Raw genomic sequence first — 19,616 nt, 5'->3', positions numbered from 1 at the left:
TTATCTCTATTGTAATGAAGAATAAAATTAAAAGCAATGTTATTTCAAAAAATGATAAGAGGCTGAGACAAAATTTGTCTCAGCCTCTTGAATAATTATTTTATAACAATGTCTTTATTAGGCATTGTATGTTGATCTCTAGCTGTAACATGACTTGTTACATTGTACTTACCAGCATCTTTGAATTTGTATTTCAATTTATAAACGCCATCTTTATTTTCTTTAACTTTCTTCATCTCAGAAGAACCTTTGTCTCCATCTTTCACAATTTCGAACATTACTTCATCTGCATCTTTAACCTTTTCTTTACCAAGTGTAACTTCAGCTGATAATTCAACCTCTTCTCCACTTTTCGCTTCTTTCGGTACATTTAATGCTACTTCCAAAGCTTGAGGTTTATCAGACGATTTATGCTCCGAATGATTATGCTCTTCTTCCTTCTTGTCATTTCCACATGCAGCTAACACAGATATAACTAATACTGTTAATAAGCCAAGTAAAATTCTTTTCAAGATTAAACCCACCTTTCATCTATTACTTTCATTATAAACAATTACTTTCTATTAAAATCAATTAATATTGAAAAATATGTTAACTTTTTATGGCAAAGGTTAATAGTTGTTATTTTGTAATACAGATTAATAAAAAGCATGAGGGCCTTAGGGACATCATTACGAGTAATGTCCGTATGAGGTGCTGTTAGGGACATAATTACGAGTAATGTCCGTATGAGGTGCTGTTAGGGACATAATTACGAGTAATGTCCGTAAGAGTGTGTGTTAGAGACATAATTCTGAGTAATGTCCGTATGAGGCGCTGTTAGGGACATAATTACGAGTAATGTCCGTATGAACTAGAGTCTAAGGAGCATAATCTGAAATTCTGCCAGTTAGAACTTTTTAAGGAGCATAATCCAGAATTCTGCCAGTTAGAACAACCTAAGGAGCAATATTCGGAATTATGCCAGTTAGCGCAGTCTAAGGAGCACTATTCAGAATTCTGCCAGTAAGCGCACAATTAAGTCCTGTAACCACAGCCCACAATCTAGCCCATCCCCATAAAACCCACTTTCTACACAAAAAAAAGAGCCGAGACAATTCGTTTGTCTCGGCTTCATTCATACATTATATTCTTATTTTTCTTCAAAGATAAAGTCTTCATCTTTTAGGGCTTCTACGTTTAATGCTATAACGTAACCGTCACCTTTAACACTAAAGAAATCGTGGTTTTTAGTGCTTGTATTCAATGCGTTCTCGATTATAGGATTGAATGCTTTTTCTTCATAATATGGGTCAAATCCTAAGTTTGCTAATGCTTTGTTCGCATTATATGTTACGTAATTCATTACGTCATTTGTTAAACCAATATCATCATATAAAGTTTTTGTATATTCATACTCATTTTTATATAGTAAATCTAGCATGCGATACATTTCTCTATCTGCTTTAATTTGTTCATCTTGTGAAAGTTCATTTTTCAGACTTTGTGCATCTAAACCTGTAAATACACCGTGAATTGATTCGTCTAATAATATTTTACGAATAATTTCACCTGATGTTGTCATACGACCTTGTCCTGCTAAATATAAAGGATAATAGAAACCTGAGTAGAACAAGAATGTTTCTAAGAACACGCTTGAAACTCTAGCCATATATTGATCATATATTGATGCTTCTTTAGCCCATAGTTTATGGTAGTTTCCAACAATCATATCTGATTTATATTTTAGATGTGGTTCTTCCACAACCCAAGTATCTAATAATTCATTTGTTTCACTAGATGGCAATAATGTAGTAAATATATGAGAATAACTTTTCGCATGTATTTGTTCCATCATTCCCATAAATGAATATACAGCTTTTTTTCTTAAATCTTGAGTGTGCATCATGATTAATGGCATTCCATCATCTGCTTGATGTGTGTCTAAACCTGTAAGTCCAGCTAATGCTTTTTTAAATGTGTTTTTTTCTGCTTCAGTTAGTGTTTCCCAACTTGCCATATCTTTAGATACTTTGAATTCTGACTCAACCCACATTTGTGAGATGTTTTGACGCCAGAACATATTCGTCATATCTTCTTGTGTATTCCAATTTACTGCCTTCATGTTAGATCTCCTATCTTATTAAAATGATTAAATTGAACAACTTGTACATTCTTCTACACTTAATAATTTATTACGTGTATAGTAAAGTGATTTCAAACCTTTATGATGAGCATATACGTATAATCTTGAAAGTTCACGAGTAGAAATTTCTGAATTAACATATAAGATTGTAGAAATACCTTGGTCTACGTGCTCTTGAATTGTTGCAATTAAATCAATTAATTTCATTTGATCTGTATTAAATGCTGATTTGTAATACCACATAGTTTCTGGTGATAAGAATGGCATTGGGTAAAATGTTTCTGCATTACCATAAGTTCTTCTTTCAATTTGGTCTACGATTGGCATTACTGAACTTGTAGCATTTTGTACATATGAAATACTTTGAGTTGGTGCAATAGCAAGTCTATATGCATGATATAATCCATTTTCTTTAACTGCCTCTGCTAATGCTTTCCAATCTTCAGCAGTTGGCATTTCAATGCCTTCAAATAATGCTGCAACATTGTCGTATTGTGGTTTAATATCAGATTGAATGTATTTTTCAAAATATTTACCTGAAGCATAATCAGATTTTTCGAAATCAGTATATGTTTCTTGTCTTTCTTTAGCTATTTCCATTGAACGCTCAATAGAATAGTAGTTCATCATCATAAAGAATACATTAGCAAAGTCTTTTGCTTGTTCTGATTCATATCCGATTTTGTTTTTAGCTAAATAACCATGTAAATTCATTACACCTAAGCCAACTGAATGCAATTCACTGTTCGCTTTTCTAACTCCTGGAGCATTTTTAATTTCTGTATCATCAGACACAACTGTTAAAGCATCCATTCCTGTATGAACTGAATCTTTAAATTTCTTAGATTCCATTACATTTACAATGTTTAATGATCCTAAATTACATGAAATATCACGTTTGATTTCATCTTCTGTTCCATAATCGTTAATAATGGATGTTTCTTGTAATTGGAAAATTTCAGTACATAAATTACTCATTTTAATTTGGCCAATTTCAGAGTTTGGGTGTACTTTATTCGCATTATCTTTGAACATTAAGTATGGATAACCTGATTGTAATTGAGTTTGCGCAATTGTATTTAACATATCACGAGCGTCTTTAGCTTTTTTGATAATGTTAGGATTTGCTACAAGTTCATCGTAATACTCGTCAAGGTTAATATCATCAAGTGTTACACCGTATTCACGTTCAACAGTATGTGGTGCGAACATATAGAAATCTTTACCTTCTTTAGCTAAATCGAAGAATTTAGAAGGAACAATTAAACCTGTAGAGATTGTTGAAAGTCTAATATCTTCATCTGCGTTAACTTTTTTAGTATCTAAAAATTCTAATACGTCGTAATGGAAGATATTTAAGTAAACTGCTCCTGCACCAGGTCTTTGACCAAGTTGATCAGCATAACTAAATCCACCTTCTAGTGATTTTGCAACTGGAAGTACACCTTTAGCTACTCCTTTTATACCTTTAATTGCTTCACCACGAGCACGTAGTTTAGATAAATTAATAGCTACGCCGCCACCAATTTTACTTAATTGTTTAGCAGTTGAATCAATAAAGTTAATTGAATTCAAACTATCATCCACTTCTAATAAGAAACAACTTACTAGTTCCCCACGTCTTGCTCTACCAGCATTTAAGAATGTTGGTGTAGCTGGTTGAATACGTTGTTCAATCATGCCTTCAACAAACTGTTTAGCTTGTTCAACATTACCTTTAGCTAAATATAAAGACACAATAATAACGTGTTCTTTGTAAGTTTCTAAATATTCTGATTTATCATTCGTCTTTAAAGCGTAATCTTTGAAAAATTTACTTGCTGACATATAACTTGCAAATTGAAAAGGAATTGAATCTGCAAATTGGTTTATCTCTTTTAGTGATTCTTCGCTATATTCTTTAAATAGATCATAATAGAAGTCTTGATCTACTAAAAAGTGCAAACGCTCTATTGGGTCATTAAATTGAATTGTTTTTTCTGCAATTTCTTCTAAATATACTTCTAATGCTTCTTGGTCTTTTTCAAGATCAAAAAATCCATCTTCTCTTCTCTTTGTTACTTTATTGTTTAATTCAATATGATTTTGCTTCTGTTTGTTTATCATTTTCATAGAGATTAACCACCTTTTCTTTAAATTCATCTGCTATTTCTTGGTTACCGTGTAATTCAAACTTCATCAATAAAGGGACATGATATTTATTCGCGATTTCTTCACTTGCTTTCGCGAAATTCTGTCCCCAATTTCTATTTCCACTACCTGCTACTGCTCTCAGATGTTGATGATTTACATTCAAAAAATCTTGTACAGTATCAGGAACTTGTCCGAATCCGATTGTACCTGTCACAATTATAAATGGTTCATTAATTGCATTTGTTTTGTTTGCCTCAGTGAGAGCCATTGTATCAGACAATCCAGCCCTCTGAATGAATCGTCTTACATTACCTGTTAAAGAGTAATAAATTATCTTCATTAACTTTCACCTGCCACATATATACTTAATAAATTGCATTTATAAAATAAAAATACAAAAAATTCAACACTTTATTCAATTTTATTCCAAATGTGCAAAACACAAGATATTGTGTCTGCTTTTTTATGTAGATACTATATTATGTGATTTATTATAACACTATAAATGATTCATAACACTTATATTACCTTATTTTTTTTAAAAAAATAGGGTTGACTTTCCATCCACATATGACAATCGTTGATAAATCAACATTTGAAAATTACTTTCATAAAATTAAGTTTCAAAAATTTTTTCCGTCAACATGACATATACTTTTTAAAGTGAATTATGATAATATATGTTCATTGATAAAAAATAGAAGGTGTTTAAATGAACTCTACAGTTAAAGGCATCATTGCAATACTCATTTCTTCAATTGGTTTTAGTTTAATGGCTGTATTCTTCAGACTTTCTGGTGATTTACCAGTTTTTCAAAAATCACTATTTAGAAACCTCATCGCGATGATTGTACCTATTTACTTCGTCATCAAATATAAAGCACCATTTTTCGGAAAATTAGAAAACCAACCATTACTTATTTTACGTTCTACACTGGGCTTAATTGGTGTTTTACTCAACATATATGCAATCGATCATATGGTATTGAGTGATGCGGATATGTTAATGAAATTAAATCCATTCTGGACTATACTACTTTGTGCATTGTTTTTAAATGAAAAAGCTCGGAAATATCAAATTATTGCAATGGTTATTGCAATTGCTGGTGCAATTTTCATCATTAAGCCTTCATTGGATTCAGATACAATGCCCGCAGTAATCGGTTTATTATCCGGAATCTTTGCAGCTGGTGCATATACTGCTTTGCGACCATTAGGACAACGTGAGAAATCCTATACTACAGTATTTTATTTTTCATTCTTTTCAACAGTAGCATTAATCCCATTTGTCATTTTCACATTTGAACCAATGACTTTAACACAAATCATCATATTATTAATGTCAGGTGTATTCGCTACAGTTGGTCAGTTTGGTATAACAATCGCATATAGTTATGCAGCTGCTAAAGACATTTCAATATTTGTATATGCCTCTGTCATATTTAGTGCTTTACTCGGTTTCATCATATTTAAAGAAGTTCCAGATTTATTAAGTTATTTAGGATACATCATTATATTCCTTGCAGGATATTATATGTTCAAAAAAGCTCAAAGAAATCCAAAACCTAAAGAATCAATTACAAAAGGAGAATCATAATGTCAGAAGGACGAAATAAAGAAGAATTAAAAGATATCACATTATTAGGAAACCAAAACAATCAATACCATGATCAATATAAACCAGAAGTGTTAGAAGTATTCGACAATAAACATCAAGGTAGAGATTACTTCGTTAAATTTAATTGTCCAGAATTCACTTCTTTATGCCCAATAACTGGTCAACCAGATTTTGCTACGATTTATATATCATACATTCCAAATGTTAAAATGGTAGAATCTAAATCTTTAAAATTGTACTTATTTAGCTTTAGAAATCATGGAGATTTTCATGAAGACTGCATGAACGTTATTATGAACGACTTAATAGAATTAATGGATCCACATTATATTGAAGTTTTAGGTAAATTCACACCACGTGGCGGCATCTCAATAGACCCTTATACTAACTATGGAAGACCTGACTCAAAATATGAAAAAATGGCAGAATATCGCATGATGAACCATGACCTATACCCTGAAAATATAGATAACAGATAGTAGCATATACAGGGAGTGGAACAGAAATATAATAAGAGCAGAAATTCATTATTAAAAATGAATCTCTGCTCTTATTTTTTATGAAAGTCATTGAAGCCCTATGAGCTTTTCAGTGTATGGTGTTGAATTTGAGTATGTCTTCGATTAACTTCCGACTTAATCTACGTCTTATTTTATTTTTTCACATATATAAACTTATTACTCTTTATCATAAGAAAGCGTTTACATTTTTAAAGAAATAATTCTATTTTCTACATCCCTTGATACTACTGGTTTTAATTATTGCAAATAATCATTATTGTATGAATATTAGTAATCTTTAACTTGTGTTTATTTTATGAAACGATTACAATTTAACATGTGCTATTTTTAAGTACATCTAAAATGAATACAGTTTATTATGAGGGGAAGTAAAAAATGGGTAACAAACATTATACAAAAGAGGAAATTATTCAAAGTACACCACGTACTGGTTTCTTTGGTCATCCTAAAGGGTTGTCAACATTATTCCTAACCGAATTTTGGGAAAGATTTAGTTATTATGGAATGAAAGCAATTCTCGCCTACTACATTTACTATTCAGTAGCAAAAGGTGGATTTGGCATTGACCAAGGTTTAGCATTACAAATTGTATCTATTTACGGTGCACTTGTTTACATGAGTGGTGTAATCGGAGGATGGATTGCTGATAGAATTACAGGTACACGACATGCACTGTTCTATGGTGGAATACTCATCATGATTGGTCATATACTATTATCATTACCTAGTAATTTCACATTATTATTAGTCGCACTACTATTCTTAATTATTGGTACTGGATTATTAAAACCAAACATTTCTTCAACTGTTGGTTTATTATACGAAAAGAACGATCCAAGATTAGACTCAGCATTTACAATTTTCTACATGTCAATCAACTTAGGTGCATTATTATCACCACTATTAATCGGTTGGTTACAAGTTAATGTAGGCTTCCATGCTGGTTTCGCAGTAGCAGCAGTAGGTATGTTTCTTGGTTTAGTTATTTATTTCTTAACTAACAAAAAATATTTAGGTCTTGCTGGTATCGAAGTACCTGATCCATTGAATGCAGAAGAAAAGAAAAAAATCACAAAAATCGTTGCAATATGCGTAGTTATAATAGCTATTGTTTGCGTAATTTTAAGTTTATTTGGTCAATTAACATTACCGAACTTTGCAAACTTCATTTCGGTTCTAGGTGTTCTATTACCAATTTATTACTTTGTTAAAATTACAGCTAGTAAAAAAACAGAAGATTACGAACGTTCAAGAGTTTATGCGTACATACCATTATTTATTGCAGCAGTAGCATTTTGGATGATTCAAGAACAAGGTTCTACAGTATTAGCACAATTCGCTGATACTAAAACACAATTAAGTATGTCTAAGTTAACTGGTGGCGCAATTGATTTCTCTATACCAGCAGCTTGGTTCCAATCACTTAACCCGTTCTTTATCATTTTATTTGCACCATTGTTCTCAATCTTATGGGTTAAATTAGGTAAATTCAATCCACCAACAGTTTATAAATTCTCAATTGGTGTATTCTTAGCAGGTCTTTCATACATTATTATGGTTGTACCATTATCAAGCGACGCATCATTAATTAACCCATTTTGGTTATTCGCTAGTTTCTTACTTGTAACACTTGGTGAACTTTGTATTTCACCTATCGCTTTATCAACAACAACAAAATTAGCACCAAAAGCATTTACAGCTCAAATGATGAGTGTTTGGTTCTTATCAAATGCTATGGCACAAGGGTTAAATGCTCAAATGGTTAAAGTTTATACAAGTATCAGTTCTAATGATTACTTCTTATATTCTGGTATTATAGCAATTGTCATTGCAGTATTATTATTAGTCGCTAGTCCAAAAATCAAAACATTGATGGCCGGCGTAAAATAATTTTTATCGAAGCTAGTATCTTGCTAGTTATGAGCATAAAGAGCAGCAATTCATTTTTAATAATGAATTGCTGCTCTTATTTTTTGTATAAAAATATCTATTTATCACGACTTTGTATAGTGCTGACGCCTGAAGGAATGGTATGCGTGAGAGACTACAGGCTCGAACCATACCCCTAGGCAAGCATGCACGTACAAAATCGAAAGTTATTACACAAAATATGCATATCACTGGAAAGTTAAAGAAATCAAAATAAATGAGTAATTTTTCATATTTTTTAATTTATAATTATAATTATTTTTTGATTATTCACAATTTTAGAACTTATTAAAATTTTATTGAATTTTCTAAATTATAGGGTTAAAATGTTCAATAAACTCACTTGGATTTTCGGAGAAGTTTGGAAAGGAAGCGATTTATTATGAGCAAAATGACGCGAGAGGAAATGGTAGAAACAGTTCCTCAGCATGGATTTTTTGGTCATCCACGCGGGCTAGGGATTTTATTCTTTGTAGAATTTTGGGAACGTTTTAGTTATTACGGAATGCGTGCAATACTACTTTATTATTTATACTTTTCTGTAAGTCAAGGCGGACTTGGATTAGATAAAATTACAGCGCAACAAATTATGGCAATGTACGGTTCACTTATATTCATGACAGGTATTTTAGGTGGATGGGTTGCCGATAGATTAATCGGTTCTCGTAGATCACTCATGTATGGTGCTGTACTAATCATGTTAGGTCATTTAGTCTTATCTTTACCATTTGGTTTAGGTGCCTTTTTAATATCTATGATACTTATAATCGTAGGTTCAGGATTAATGAAACCTAATATTTCAAACGTTGTTGGAGGTTTATACCACAAGAACGATAATAGATTAGATGCAGGATTCGTTATATTTTATATGTCAGTTAATATGGGTGCGTTACTATCACCACTTATTATTGACAAAGTACGTGTAAGTGTAGGCTTCCATCAAGGTTTCTCTATCGCAGCCTTTGGTATGCTTCTAGCTTTAATAGCATACGTATTATTCCAAAGAAAAAGTCTTGGAGAAGTTGAAAATCATCCTTCAAACCCATTGAATCATAAAGAAAAAGTAAAATATGCTAAAATTTTTACGTATAGCACGATAGGAATTATTATCCTACTAGGTATTTTATATCTAGTTGGACAACTTACATTTAATTCAATCAGTTTAATCGTATTAATCGTTGGTATAGTTGTACCATTTATATATTGGTCAATTATGTATCGAAGTCCTGATATTGATGGAACTGAAAAATCAAGACTGTTAGCATATGTACCATTATTCTTAGCTTCCGTGTTATTCTGGAGCATTCAAGAACAAGGGTCAAATGTACTAGGCGTATTTGCGCAAGAGCATACTCAATTAGATTTAAACGCTTATGGTATTAATTTTGTTATACCAGCAGGTTGGTTCCAATCTATAAATCCATTCTTTATTGTTATATTTGCACCTGTTATCTCATTCTTGTGGCAAAAGTTAGGGAAATACAATCCCTCTACCCCACTTAAATTTGTAATTGGTTTAGCATTTGCAGGTATTTCATTTATTGCAATGATGATTGCAATGTCTATGCAACAATCAGAACTTATGAATCCAATATGGTTAATACTTAGCTTCTTCTTATGTGTTATTGGGGAACTTTGTTTATCACCTACTGGATCAAGTGTTTCAGTTAAACTTGCACCAAAAGCATTCTCAGCCCAAATGTTAAGTCTATGGTTCTTAACAAATGCAACAGCACAAGGTATTAACGGACAACTCGTTAAACTTATAGAACCACTAGGACAACAAAATTACTTTGGATTGATTGGTGCAATTGCAATCGTCGTGTCACTAATCGTATTAGCCATGACACCAAAAATCAAAAAACTTATGCAAGGTATACATTAGTATATTTTAATTTAAAACGCACGATATCTTCTGAGTCTTCGTGCGTTTTTGTCCGATTTGAGCCGAATCGCACGATATCTTTGAAGTCTTCGTGCGTTTTAACCGGATTTCACCTGAATCGCACGATATCTTTGAAGTCTTCGTGCGTTTTAACCCGATTTAGTCTGAATCGCACGATATCTTCTGAGTCTTCGTGCGTTTTTGCCGGAATAGAATCGTCATCCACCTATATCAAAAAAGCACGACATCAGCCTGAATGTGCTGATGTCGTGCTTTTATTTATTTTGATGTTTCTGATACTGCTTCATTAGATTTAGCATATTCGCCGTTCTCGCCTAAGAAATATTCTTCTACTTCTTTCCAACTATGAACTTTTGGCCATTTATTATAATCTATATTATGATCTGCTGCATACATAATAGAGTGATTGTTAAAGCTTTCTAATTGTTTAGGATTGTCATCAATTAGGTAGTCTGTATTGACGATGCCTTTATCACCACAAAATACAAAATGTTGTGGGCTTAAAAATGGCATATGTTCTCTAAGCCAAGCATATTTATCTGCAAATGATGTTGGTACGTCCATTGCAGCTGTGACAATATATACATCATAATATTCGTTTAATTTTTGAACAACTTCAATCGCATTTGGAAATACTTCTAAATCTCTAAAAAATCCATCTTCCCTTAAAATCTCAGTAAGAACACCTTGATGTTCAGGCATCATATTACGGATTTTTGTACCTTTAAGTTCTTCCATAGTAACATTTGAAGATGTTTCTTCATTGTAACGTCTTAGTAATTTTTTTATAGTGTCAGCTAGGACTTCATCCATATCAATACCGATTGTTTGCTTCGTCATTGTACCTTCTCCTTTATATATCAATGTCTACTAGTATATCAAAGAAGTTACTGACTTTCCTTTCTTATGACCCATACTCCTCAAAAAAAGTTTCTAATACTTGTAACATTTTATCATTATGTTCACTAAATCCTATTGTGATTCGAACACCATTCGGAAATGGTCTTGTTATAAATCCTTCTTTAAGTAAATAATCATATAATACTTGAGGTTGGTCAGTATTTACATAGATAAAATTCGTTTGACTATCATATATATGCTCTTTGAAAGGAGCATTTAAAAATTTCTCAATTTCTTGTCTGTTTCTTTGTGTAATATCTTTTAAATAGCTTTGATCTTTAATTGCTGCATCTGCCGCAACTGCTGATAATGATGTTACGTTAAACGGTAGTCTTACTATATCTAGCTGGTCTAATAAAGATTCGTTTGCTATTGCATATCCTATACGTTGTGATGCTAATCCATAAGCTTTAGATAAAGTTCTTAATACGACCACTTGGTTATATTGTGACAACAATTCTAAACTGTTTGGAACATCTTCAGCAACCGCAAATTCTATGTACGCTTCATCAATCAACACAATAATATCGTCAGGCACTTTTTTAATAAAAGCTTCTATATCATCATGTGATAAATAAGTACCAGTTGGGTTATTAGGATTACATATCCATATTAATTTTGTCTTATCTGTAATTTGTTCATACATAGCATCTAAATCAAAATAACCATCTTTAAGAGGTGTTGTTTTAACTTGTGCGCTTTCTATGATGGCATGATGCTTGTATTGTCCAAACGTCATATCACTCGTTAATATTTCATCTCCAGGCTCTAATACAGTTCTAGAAATAATCATGATAACTTCGTCCAAACCTGAACCGAAAAAGATTTGTTCTTTTTTTACGTTGAGGAATGTACTTAATGTTTCTTTTACTTCAAACTGTTTTACTTCTGGATAATAAAATAATTCATCTAAATTATTTTTAATGGCTTCTTTAACTTTTGGTGAAGGACCATATAAATTTTCATTTGAAGCAAGCTTGACCATTTCTCTATCTATGCCATACTTTTCTTTTAATTGTCTCGGTGATAATCCCGGTTGATATGCCTGTAATTCACTTAACTGTTGCTTCATAATCTAAGACCTCCAAATTGAAATATAAAAAACGGTAAATCGAAATTTACCGTTTTTTTAATTTATTAGTATTATAGACCTAATCATTTTCATAAATCAATGGTATTTAGTTAATCAGATCATTCTTCTCTAAATATTCCTTTGCTACTTGATACGCATCTTCATCTTTAATCGTTACTCTATGATTCATTTCTTGCATCTCTTCATCAGAAATTTTGCCTTTTAATTTATTCATTGCTTTAACAACTTCAGGATGCTCTTTTACAGTTTCTTTCTTCATCAAAGGCGCACCTTGATATGGTGGGAAGAGCTTTTTATCATCTTCTAATACAACCATACCATATTCTTTAAGCTCAGCATCTGTAGAATACGCATCAATCAAATCAATATCTTTACTTTCAAGTGCTTGATAACGCAATTTAGGTTCCATAGTTTTTACATCTTTAAAGTTCAAATCATATTTCTTCTGAATACCTTTATAACCATCTTCACGGTCGTTGAATTCTAATGTAAAACCAGGTCTAATATCATTTTCAACTTTTTTCAAATCAGAAATTGTTTTGATATCATGTTTCTTTGCATACTCTTTTTTAACTGCTAAAGCATAAGTGTTGTTATATTTCATCGGTTCAAGCAATTGCATATCAAACTTTTTGTCTAAGCTATTATTTGCTTGCTCATAGACGCCTTTTTCTGATGTAGATTTTGGCGTTTCTTTAGTTAATTCACCTAGCACAGTACCTGTAAATTCTAAATAACCATCTATTTCATCAGATTTTAATGCATTGAACAAGAATGACGTTTTACCCATACCAGCTTTAACTTCTACTGTATTATCAGTTTCTTCTTCGATTAATATTTTATACATATTCGTAATGACTTCAGGTTCAGATCCTAGTTTACCTGCTAAAGTTATTTTGTCACCTTTTTGAGCAAATAATGGAATCGTTACTGATAATAAGAATATCAACAATATTGTGCCTAAAATAATTAATGATTTTTTATATGAGATTTTCTCTAATATTCTTAAAAATACATCAAAGAAAATAGCTAATATTGCCGCTGGGATAGCACCTAATAATATTAATGAAGTATTATTTCTATCAATACCTAAAAGTATTAAATCCCCTAATCCACCAGCACCAATTAGAGCAGCTAGAGTTGCAGTACCAATGATAAGTACCATGGCAGTTCTTATACCTGCCATCATAACTGGCATAGCAAGTGGTAGTTCAACTTTAGACAATCTTCTTCCTGTTTTCATACCAATGCCTCGTGCCGCTTCAATAAGAGATGGGTCGACTTCTTTAATACCTGTATATGTGTTCCTTAATATCGGCAATAAAGCATAAATTACAAGTGCAATAATTGCAGGAATACGTCCGATACCAAATAGCGGAATCATTAAACCTAATAAAGCAAGAGACGGTATTGTTTGTAATACTGCAGCTATATTAATAATGACTTCTGCTAATTTTTTAGTCTTAGTTAGTAAAATACCTAATGGCACTGCTATTACAACTGCTATTAGCAATGCAATAAATGATAGTTGAATATGTTCTAATAATGTCTCTAATAGCTGACCTTTTCTACTTGTAAGTGTCTCAAATAATGCATTCATTATGAAACACCTCTATTCTTTTCTGCCAAATAGCTAAATACATATTGTCTAGTCACGATATGGCTAGGGACATTGTCACCTTTATCCATTATGATCGCTTCGTGTTCAGCTAATAGCCCATATATATCATCAATTGTTTTAGATGGGTCTACTTTTGGATATTGTTCAATTGAATCTGTATGTACTTCTGATATAGGTTGTGCTATATCACCTAACTTAACTTGCTTTAATACATGTGCATCTACATTACCAATAAATGATTTTACAAAATCATTTTTAGGTCGATGAATAAAGTCATCTGCCGTTCCAATTTGTTCTACATGACCTTGATTTAACAAACAAATACGGTCTCCCATTTTCATCGCTTCTTCAATATCATGTGTAACAAAGACGATTGTTTTTTTAATTTTAGACTGAAGTTCTAATAAATCATCTTGTAAATTTTTTCTACTGATTGGGTCCAATGCGCTAAATGGCTCGTCCATTAATACAACTGGTGGGTCTGAAGCAAGTGCACGTATTACACCAATACGCTGTTGTTGACCACCAGATAATTCGCTTGGATATCGATTTCTAAAAGTTTCTGGATCTAAACCAACCATATTTAACAATTCATCTACTCGATTAGCGATTTCTTTCTTTTTCCATTTTTTCATTTCTGGAACTTGAGCTATATTCTCTTTAATCGTCATATGTGGAAATAGTGCTATTTGTTGGAGTACATATCCAATATCCCATCTCATTTCAGAAACATCATAATCACTAATCGGTTTATCATTAAAATATATATATCCTTCCGATAATGAAATGAGTCTATTAATCATTTTAAGAGTTGTTGTTTTTCCACAACCTGATGGCCCAATTAGAACAAAAAATTCTCCTTCGTTAATATTGAAACTTATATTATCTACTGCTTTTTTATCCCCGTATATTTTTGAAACCTCTTCAAATTGGATCATTCATAGACACCACATTTCTTTTTATTGTCTGTAACTAAATTACTTTTTAATTATTTACCCTAATGTCACAATAAAATGCCTATAACGCCTTATATTGGTTGTTTATAATTTTTAATAGTATCAATAAAAATTGGACAATAATGTTTCAACTTATAACTTCCAATTCCATCAATTAGAATCATTTCTTTTTTAGATTCTGGTAACTTCTTAGCAAATTGTTCTAAAATTTGATCTGAGAAGATAGATAAAGGTGACACTTCTAGCTCTTTACTTAAATCTTTTCTAACCTCAATTAAGCGTTCAAATAAAGAACGGTCAACATCTGTAATTGTTTGTATGTCTACTATTTCTTTCGGCTTAGTCTTGAATGGTGTGGTCATAATTTCGACATTTCCTCTAAGTACTTCCATAGCATCTTGGTCTACGCTTAATATTTCTTTATGCTCATTTAAATAACCTTTATAACGTAATTCATCTAATAAATGATGACATTCATTTGTTGTATAGTCTTTTAATATACCATACGTACTTAATTCATCGTATCCTAGTGATGAAATTTGAGGTGTTTGTTCACCTCTTAATACTTGTATAATCATATTTCTTTTTTCTTTTTGTTTTAATCTTGCTACACAACTCAATATTTTTTGTGCTTCTGTTGTCATATTGTATGATTTTTCAGATTGAATACAACTTGAACATCTACCACATTCTTCTAATTTCTCATCAGGGTTGAAATAATGTATCATCATTGCTTCAAGACATTTAGTTGTCTTAGTATATTGAATCATTTGTCTAAGCTTTTCACCTTGTTTTTCTTTATACTCATCATCAGCAGGGCTAGAAGATATAAAGAATTTTTGAAGGTCAATATCTCTATCTGAGAACAATAGAATACATTCACTATCTAATTGATCTCGACCAGCTCTACCCGCTTCTTGATAATAAGATTCAATATCTTGAGGCATATTGTAATGAATGACAAATCTTACGTTGGATTTATCTATACCCATCCCAAATGCATTTGTAGCGATTGCTAACTTTATATCATCTTCAATAAATTTACGTTGGGCACGTTCTCTTTCTTCTTTAGGAAGCCCTGCATGGTACATAACATTTTTAATATTCATATCATCAAGCGTTTCACTCAACTGCTCTACTTGCTTTCGTGTGGAGCAATAAATAATTCCTGACTGGTTAATGTTTGTTCTCACATAGTCTTTAACAAAATTAAGTCTTTGATATGTATTGTTCACTTTAAATGTTAAATTTTCACGTTTAATAGATGTTTCAATAATATCATTTTCAGCAATCCCTAATTTTTGAGAGATATCTGCTTGAACTTCTTTTGTAGCCGTTGCAGTTAAAGCTACTAGTCTAAAGTGATGAGGTAAACTCATGACGTGTGTGATTACTTCTTGGTAACTTGGTCTAAAGTCATGTCCCCATTTAGAGATACAATGTGCTTCATCAAATGCTATAAGTTGAACATCACACTTATTAATCATTTGGATAAACTGTGGTTGGTTAAATCGTTCTGGTGCAATATATAGAAAATCTAACTGTCCTGAAATGAGCTCGCTCTCAACTCTTTTCTTTTCTTTACTCGTTAAAGTACTATTTAAAAATTCAGCCTTAATACCCATCGATCTCAAGCTATCAACTTGGTCTTTCATTAAAGAAATCAACGGACTAATGACAATTGTAAGTCCATCTAAATATAGACCTGGCACTTGATAACAAATTGATTTACCTCCACCAGTAGGCATAACACCTAAAGTGGGACGATGATTGATAACTTTATCTATAATTTCTTTCTGTCCATCTCTAAATTGCTGATATCCGAAATACTCTTTTAAAATATTTTGCATCTATATATACACCTCTATACGCTTATAATCTGTCTGATAAGGATGACCAACGCATATAATCTTCTTCATATTGCGCTTCAATCGATGTTTTTTCATTTGTTAGTTCGTTTAATTTTTCATAATTAGTCGCATGTTCAACCATTTCTTGCTCAAGCTCTACTAATCTTGATTCTATATATTCAATATTTTCTTCTAGTTGTTCAAGTTCTCGTTTTTCTTTAAATGACAATCTAGTAGTTGTTTTAGATTTTACTTCAGCTTTTTGAGCTTCTTTATATTGTTGTGTTGCTTTTTTATCGACTGTTTTTTTATATGCTAAATAATCTTCAAAAGTACCTAACATTGGTTCTATTTGCTTATCATGGATATACCAATATTTATTAGCCACTTTATTTAAGAAATATCTATCATGGCTTACAGTGATAACTGTTCCACCGAACTCATTAATATACGCTTCTAAAATTGTTAATGTTTCAGTGTCTAAATCATTTGTTGGCTCATCTAAAATTAAAACATTAGGCTCATGTACTAATAATTTAAGTAAGTAAAGTCTCTTCTGCTCTCCACCTGATAGTTTATTAATTTGTGTGCCATGTGTTTGACTTGGGAATAGGAATCTTTCTAACAATTGTGTAACTGACACAACAGTACCATCTTTCTCTTTAGCTACTTCACTTTCTTTTCTCAAGTAATCTATCATTCTGTCATCAGACGTCAAACTTTCATCTTGCTGTTTGAAATAAGCTATTTTTACTGTTTGACCAGTAATCAAGTTACCATCAAAAGTCTGGTCTAAGCCACTTATAATGTTAAGGAGTGTTGTCTTACCAGCACCATTTTCTCCAACAATTCCAATTCTATCGCCCTTTTGTATAATTGTCGTAAAGTGCTCGAATAAAGTTCTGTCACCGATTGACTTCGAGATATCATCTAATTCAAAGACCTGTTTCCCTAATCGAGAATGTGCTAAATTCAAGCTCGCTTCTCCTTGTGTCTTCTTGTTAGACAAATCATCTTCTAAATTATTAAATCTTTGAATTCTCGCTTGTTGTTTAGTTGATCTAGCTTTTGCACCTTGTCTCATCCAATGCAATTCTTGTTTATATAGTGCTTTTTTCTTAACATGTTGCTGAGCTTCTATTTCTTCTTTTTCAGCTCTTGCTTCAATATAAGATTCATAATTACCGGGATAACTTGTTAATTTACCATTTGAAAGTTCAACAATTCTAGTTGAAACTTGATTTAAGAAGTGACGATCATGTGTAACAAACATGATTGTATGAGGGTATTGTTTGATATAATTAACGAGCCATTCTATTCCTTCAATATCTAAATGGTTTGTAGGCTCATCTAACAATAATAAATCAGGTTTACGTATCAATTCTTTAGCTAGTGCAACTCTCTTTTGTTGTCCTCCACTCAAAGTAGAAACCTTTTTAAGATAGTCATTTATACCTAGTTTTGATAGAATAGTTTTAACGTCTGCACTGTAATCCCAAGCATTTAATCGATCCATATCAGATTGATATTGCATCATAAGATCTAAATCTTTAGATTCACCAGTTTGCTGATATCGATTTAAAGCGCTTTCGTATTGGGCAATGACTTTTGTCATTTCAGTTTCATTATTTAATACTTCATCTATTACAGATAAAGATCCATCAAGTTCAGGCTTTTGGCTTGCATATGCTATTTGATATTGGTTAGGATAAGATGTCTTTGCATCATAATCATCATCAATATTTGCTATAACTTTAAGCAAAGTACTCTTACCTGTTCCATTAATACCAACTAGTCCAATGCGTTCTTTGTAAGATACGGATAAATCTAAATCATTAAAAATAACTTTATCACCATATTGCTTATTAAGTTTTTCAATTTTATATGCTTCCATGAATTAACATCCTTTAATTTTCTCAGTTTTCAATTAATATATTATACACTTTTTTTCAAACAAAAGATACGAAGGAGCAAAAACTATGCAAGACTTTTTTACAGAACTACCCCCATATTTACAAGCATTATTCGCAGGTATTATCACATGGCTGTTAACTGCATTCGGTGCATCATTCGTTTATTTGTTTAAAAATATAGACACAAAAGTAATTAATACAATGCAAGGTTTCGCAGCTGGCGTAATGATTGCAGCTAGTTTTTGGTCACTATTACAACCTTCAATTGAGCAAAGTTCTGACTCGGCAATGCCATGGTTACCAGCGGCAATTGGCTTTTTATTAGGTGGATTATTCATTAGATTATTAGACTTTGTTATACCACACGCACACCAAAATGCTGTAGACAAGAGTCAAAAAGTCGAAGGACCTGATACTAAATTAGGTAAAAATACATTACTATTTTTAGCAATCACACTTCATAATATTCCAGAAGGTCTAGCAATAGGTGTTGCTTTTGGTGGAGTAGCAACTGGTAATGATGGTGCTACATTATTAGGCGCACTTGGTTTAGCAATAGGTATCGGTATCCAAAATATCCCTGAAGGTGCAGCACTTTCAATGCCAATACGTGCCTCAGGTTTAACAAGATGGAAATCCTTTAACTACGGTCAAGCATCGGCATTAGTTGAACCAGTATTTGCAATGTTAGGTGCATTATTAGTCGTTGTAGCGACACCAGTTTTACCATATGCACTCGCATTTGCAGCTGGTGCTATGATATTTGTAGTTGTAGAAGAATTAATACCCGAATCACAGTCTGGTAATAACACAGACTTAGCCACATTAGGTCTAATGGGTGGATTCACTATTATGATGATTCTAGACGTAGCATTAGGATAAAGACAATCCCCGAAGTTTTGATTAAAACTTCGGGGATTTTTTATAAATATATGCTGTAAATAGAGATTTCAGTATGGAAATAGTATTCTATTTATCATGTTTGAATCGTCTTGATAATTTCACGGGCTCTATTTATCATGTTTGACTCGTCTTGCAACATTCAGACGCT

The 19,616-nt window shown here is 32.0% G+C and carries 15 protein-coding genes; 5 read left to right on the top strand and 10 right to left on the bottom strand.

Annotation, left to right across the window (positions count from 1 at the left end; translation table 11 throughout):
* Positions 1-95: 95 nt before the first annotated feature.
* The 4 genes from LQ608_RS04885 to nrdI form a co-directional block, all read right to left on the bottom strand.
* Positions 96-512, bottom strand: coding sequence for a FixH family protein (locus tag LQ608_RS04885; protein ID WP_239750318.1), 417 nt, complete (start codon positions 510-512; stop codon positions 96-98).
* 620 nt (positions 513-1,132) lie between these two features.
* Entirely contained in the window at positions 1,133-2,104 is a 972-nt protein-coding gene (nrdF, locus tag LQ608_RS04880) for a class 1b ribonucleoside-diphosphate reductase subunit beta (protein ID WP_078357368.1), read from the bottom strand.
* 27 nt (positions 2,105-2,131) lie between these two features.
* Complete coding sequence (gene nrdE, locus LQ608_RS04875; RefSeq protein ID WP_239750316.1) at positions 2,132-4,237, bottom strand: class 1b ribonucleoside-diphosphate reductase subunit alpha; 2,106 nt, start codon at positions 4,235-4,237, stop codon at positions 2,132-2,134.
* Entirely contained in the window at positions 4,200-4,598 is a 399-nt protein-coding gene (nrdI, locus tag LQ608_RS04870) for a class Ib ribonucleoside-diphosphate reductase assembly flavoprotein NrdI (protein WP_078357366.1), read from the bottom strand. Before nrdI ends, nrdE begins: the two co-directional genes overlap by 38 nt.
* Positions 4,599-4,970: 372 nt before the next feature.
* On the opposite strand from nrdI, the gene LQ608_RS04865 reads away from it, so the two are divergent.
* The 4 genes from LQ608_RS04865 (at position 4,971) to LQ608_RS04850 (ending at position 10,211) form a co-directional block, all read left to right on the top strand.
* The gene (locus LQ608_RS04865; RefSeq protein ID WP_239750314.1) at positions 4,971-5,855 is read left to right on the top strand and encodes a DMT family transporter; all 885 of its coding nucleotides are present in this window, start codon (positions 4,971-4,973) and stop codon (positions 5,853-5,855) included.
* Positions 5,855-6,355 (top strand): preQ(1) synthase, encoded by a 501-nt coding sequence (gene queF / locus LQ608_RS04860; protein WP_078357364.1) that lies wholly within the window; start codon positions 5,855-5,857, stop codon positions 6,353-6,355. The genes LQ608_RS04865 and queF overlap by 1 nt, the downstream gene beginning before the upstream one ends.
* A 417-nt stretch (positions 6,356-6,772) precedes the next feature.
* Positions 6,773-8,287, top strand: coding sequence for a peptide MFS transporter (locus tag LQ608_RS04855; protein WP_115337713.1), 1,515 nt, complete (start codon positions 6,773-6,775; stop codon positions 8,285-8,287).
* Positions 8,288-8,705: 418 nt separating this feature from the next.
* The gene (locus LQ608_RS04850) at positions 8,706-10,211 is read left to right on the top strand and encodes a peptide MFS transporter (RefSeq protein ID WP_481817129.1); all 1,506 of its coding nucleotides are present in this window, start codon (positions 8,706-8,708) and stop codon (positions 10,209-10,211) included.
* Positions 10,212-10,490: 279 nt separating this feature from the next.
* Here the strand turns inward: LQ608_RS04850 and LQ608_RS04845 are convergent, their stop codons facing one another.
* The 6 genes from LQ608_RS04845 to LQ608_RS04820 form a co-directional block, all read right to left on the bottom strand.
* A complete protein-coding gene (locus tag LQ608_RS04845; RefSeq protein ID WP_239750310.1) occupies positions 10,491-11,072 on the bottom strand; it encodes a 5' nucleotidase, NT5C type in 582 nt (193 codons plus the stop codon).
* Positions 11,073-11,136: 64 nt separating this feature from the next.
* Complete coding sequence (gene hisC, locus LQ608_RS04840; RefSeq protein ID WP_239750309.1) at positions 11,137-12,204, bottom strand: histidinol-phosphate transaminase; 1,068 nt, start codon at positions 12,202-12,204, stop codon at positions 11,137-11,139.
* Between the two features lie 106 nt (positions 12,205-12,310).
* Positions 12,311-13,825 carry an ABC transporter permease/substrate-binding protein gene (locus tag LQ608_RS04835; protein WP_239710491.1) on the bottom strand — a complete coding sequence of 505 codons (1,515 nt, stop codon included), beginning with the start codon at positions 13,823-13,825 and terminating at the stop codon, positions 12,311-12,313.
* Complete coding sequence (locus LQ608_RS04830; protein ID WP_078357358.1) at positions 13,825-14,784, bottom strand: ABC transporter ATP-binding protein; 960 nt, start codon at positions 14,782-14,784, stop codon at positions 13,825-13,827. The genes LQ608_RS04835 and LQ608_RS04830 overlap by 1 nt, the downstream gene beginning before the upstream one ends.
* 89 nt (positions 14,785-14,873) lie before the next feature.
* On the bottom strand, positions 14,874-16,652 hold the full coding sequence (gene recQ / locus LQ608_RS04825) for a DNA helicase RecQ (protein ID WP_078357357.1): 1,779 nt from the start codon (positions 16,650-16,652) through the stop codon (positions 14,874-14,876).
* Positions 16,653-16,674: 22 nt separating this feature from the next.
* The gene (locus tag LQ608_RS04820) at positions 16,675-18,546 is read right to left on the bottom strand and encodes an ABC-F family ATP-binding cassette domain-containing protein (protein ID WP_239750300.1); all 1,872 of its coding nucleotides are present in this window, start codon (positions 18,544-18,546) and stop codon (positions 16,675-16,677) included.
* Between the two features lie 85 nt (positions 18,547-18,631).
* On the opposite strand from LQ608_RS04820, the gene LQ608_RS04815 reads away from it, so the two are divergent.
* Positions 18,632-19,447: a ZIP family metal transporter gene (locus LQ608_RS04815; RefSeq protein WP_078357355.1), complete on the top strand. Its 816-nt coding sequence runs from the start codon at positions 18,632-18,634 to the stop codon at positions 19,445-19,447.
* Positions 19,448-19,616 lie beyond the last annotated feature (169 nt).

Origin of the sequence: Mammaliicoccus sp. H-M34 (assembly GCF_022386495.1) — a bacterium.
In the GTDB taxonomy this organism is placed as follows: Bacteria; Bacillota; Bacilli; order Staphylococcales; family Staphylococcaceae; genus Mammaliicoccus; species Mammaliicoccus fleurettii.
This window is presented reverse-complemented; position numbering and strand designations above follow the sequence as displayed.

What these genes read in the sequence shown, in the direction of transcription:
- LQ608_RS04815 (WP_078357355.1), top strand. Translation starts at nt 18,632, where the DNA reads ATGCAAGACTTTTTTACAGAACTACCCCCATATTTACAAGCATTATTC.
- nrdE (WP_239750316.1), bottom strand. Translation starts at nt 4,237, where the DNA reads ATGAAAATGATAAACAAACAGAAGCAAAATCATATTGAATTAAACAAT.
- LQ608_RS04835 (WP_239710491.1), bottom strand. Translation starts at nt 13,825, where the DNA reads ATGAATGCATTATTTGAGACACTTACAAGTAGAAAAGGTCAGCTATTA.
- hisC (WP_239750309.1), bottom strand. Translation starts at nt 12,204, where the DNA reads ATGAAGCAACAGTTAAGTGAATTACAGGCATATCAACCGGGATTATCA.
- LQ608_RS04845 (WP_239750310.1), bottom strand. Translation starts at nt 11,072, where the DNA reads ATGACGAAGCAAACAATCGGTATTGATATGGATGAAGTCCTAGCTGAC.
- nrdF (WP_078357368.1), bottom strand. Translation starts at nt 2,104, where the DNA reads ATGAAGGCAGTAAATTGGAATACACAAGAAGATATGACGAATATGTTC.
- LQ608_RS04830 (WP_078357358.1), bottom strand. Translation starts at nt 14,784, where the DNA reads ATGATCCAATTTGAAGAGGTTTCAAAAATATACGGGGATAAAAAAGCA.
- nrdI (WP_078357366.1), bottom strand. Translation starts at nt 4,598, where the DNA reads ATGAAGATAATTTATTACTCTTTAACAGGTAATGTAAGACGATTCATT.
- LQ608_RS04865 (WP_239750314.1), top strand. Translation starts at nt 4,971, where the DNA reads ATGAACTCTACAGTTAAAGGCATCATTGCAATACTCATTTCTTCAATT.
- LQ608_RS04855 (WP_115337713.1), top strand. Translation starts at nt 6,773, where the DNA reads ATGGGTAACAAACATTATACAAAAGAGGAAATTATTCAAAGTACACCA.
- LQ608_RS04820 (WP_239750300.1), bottom strand. Translation starts at nt 18,546, where the DNA reads ATGGAAGCATATAAAATTGAAAAACTTAATAAGCAATATGGTGATAAA.
- recQ (WP_078357357.1), bottom strand. Translation starts at nt 16,652, where the DNA reads ATGCAAAATATTTTAAAAGAGTATTTCGGATATCAGCAATTTAGAGAT.
- queF (WP_078357364.1), top strand. Translation starts at nt 5,855, where the DNA reads ATGTCAGAAGGACGAAATAAAGAAGAATTAAAAGATATCACATTATTA.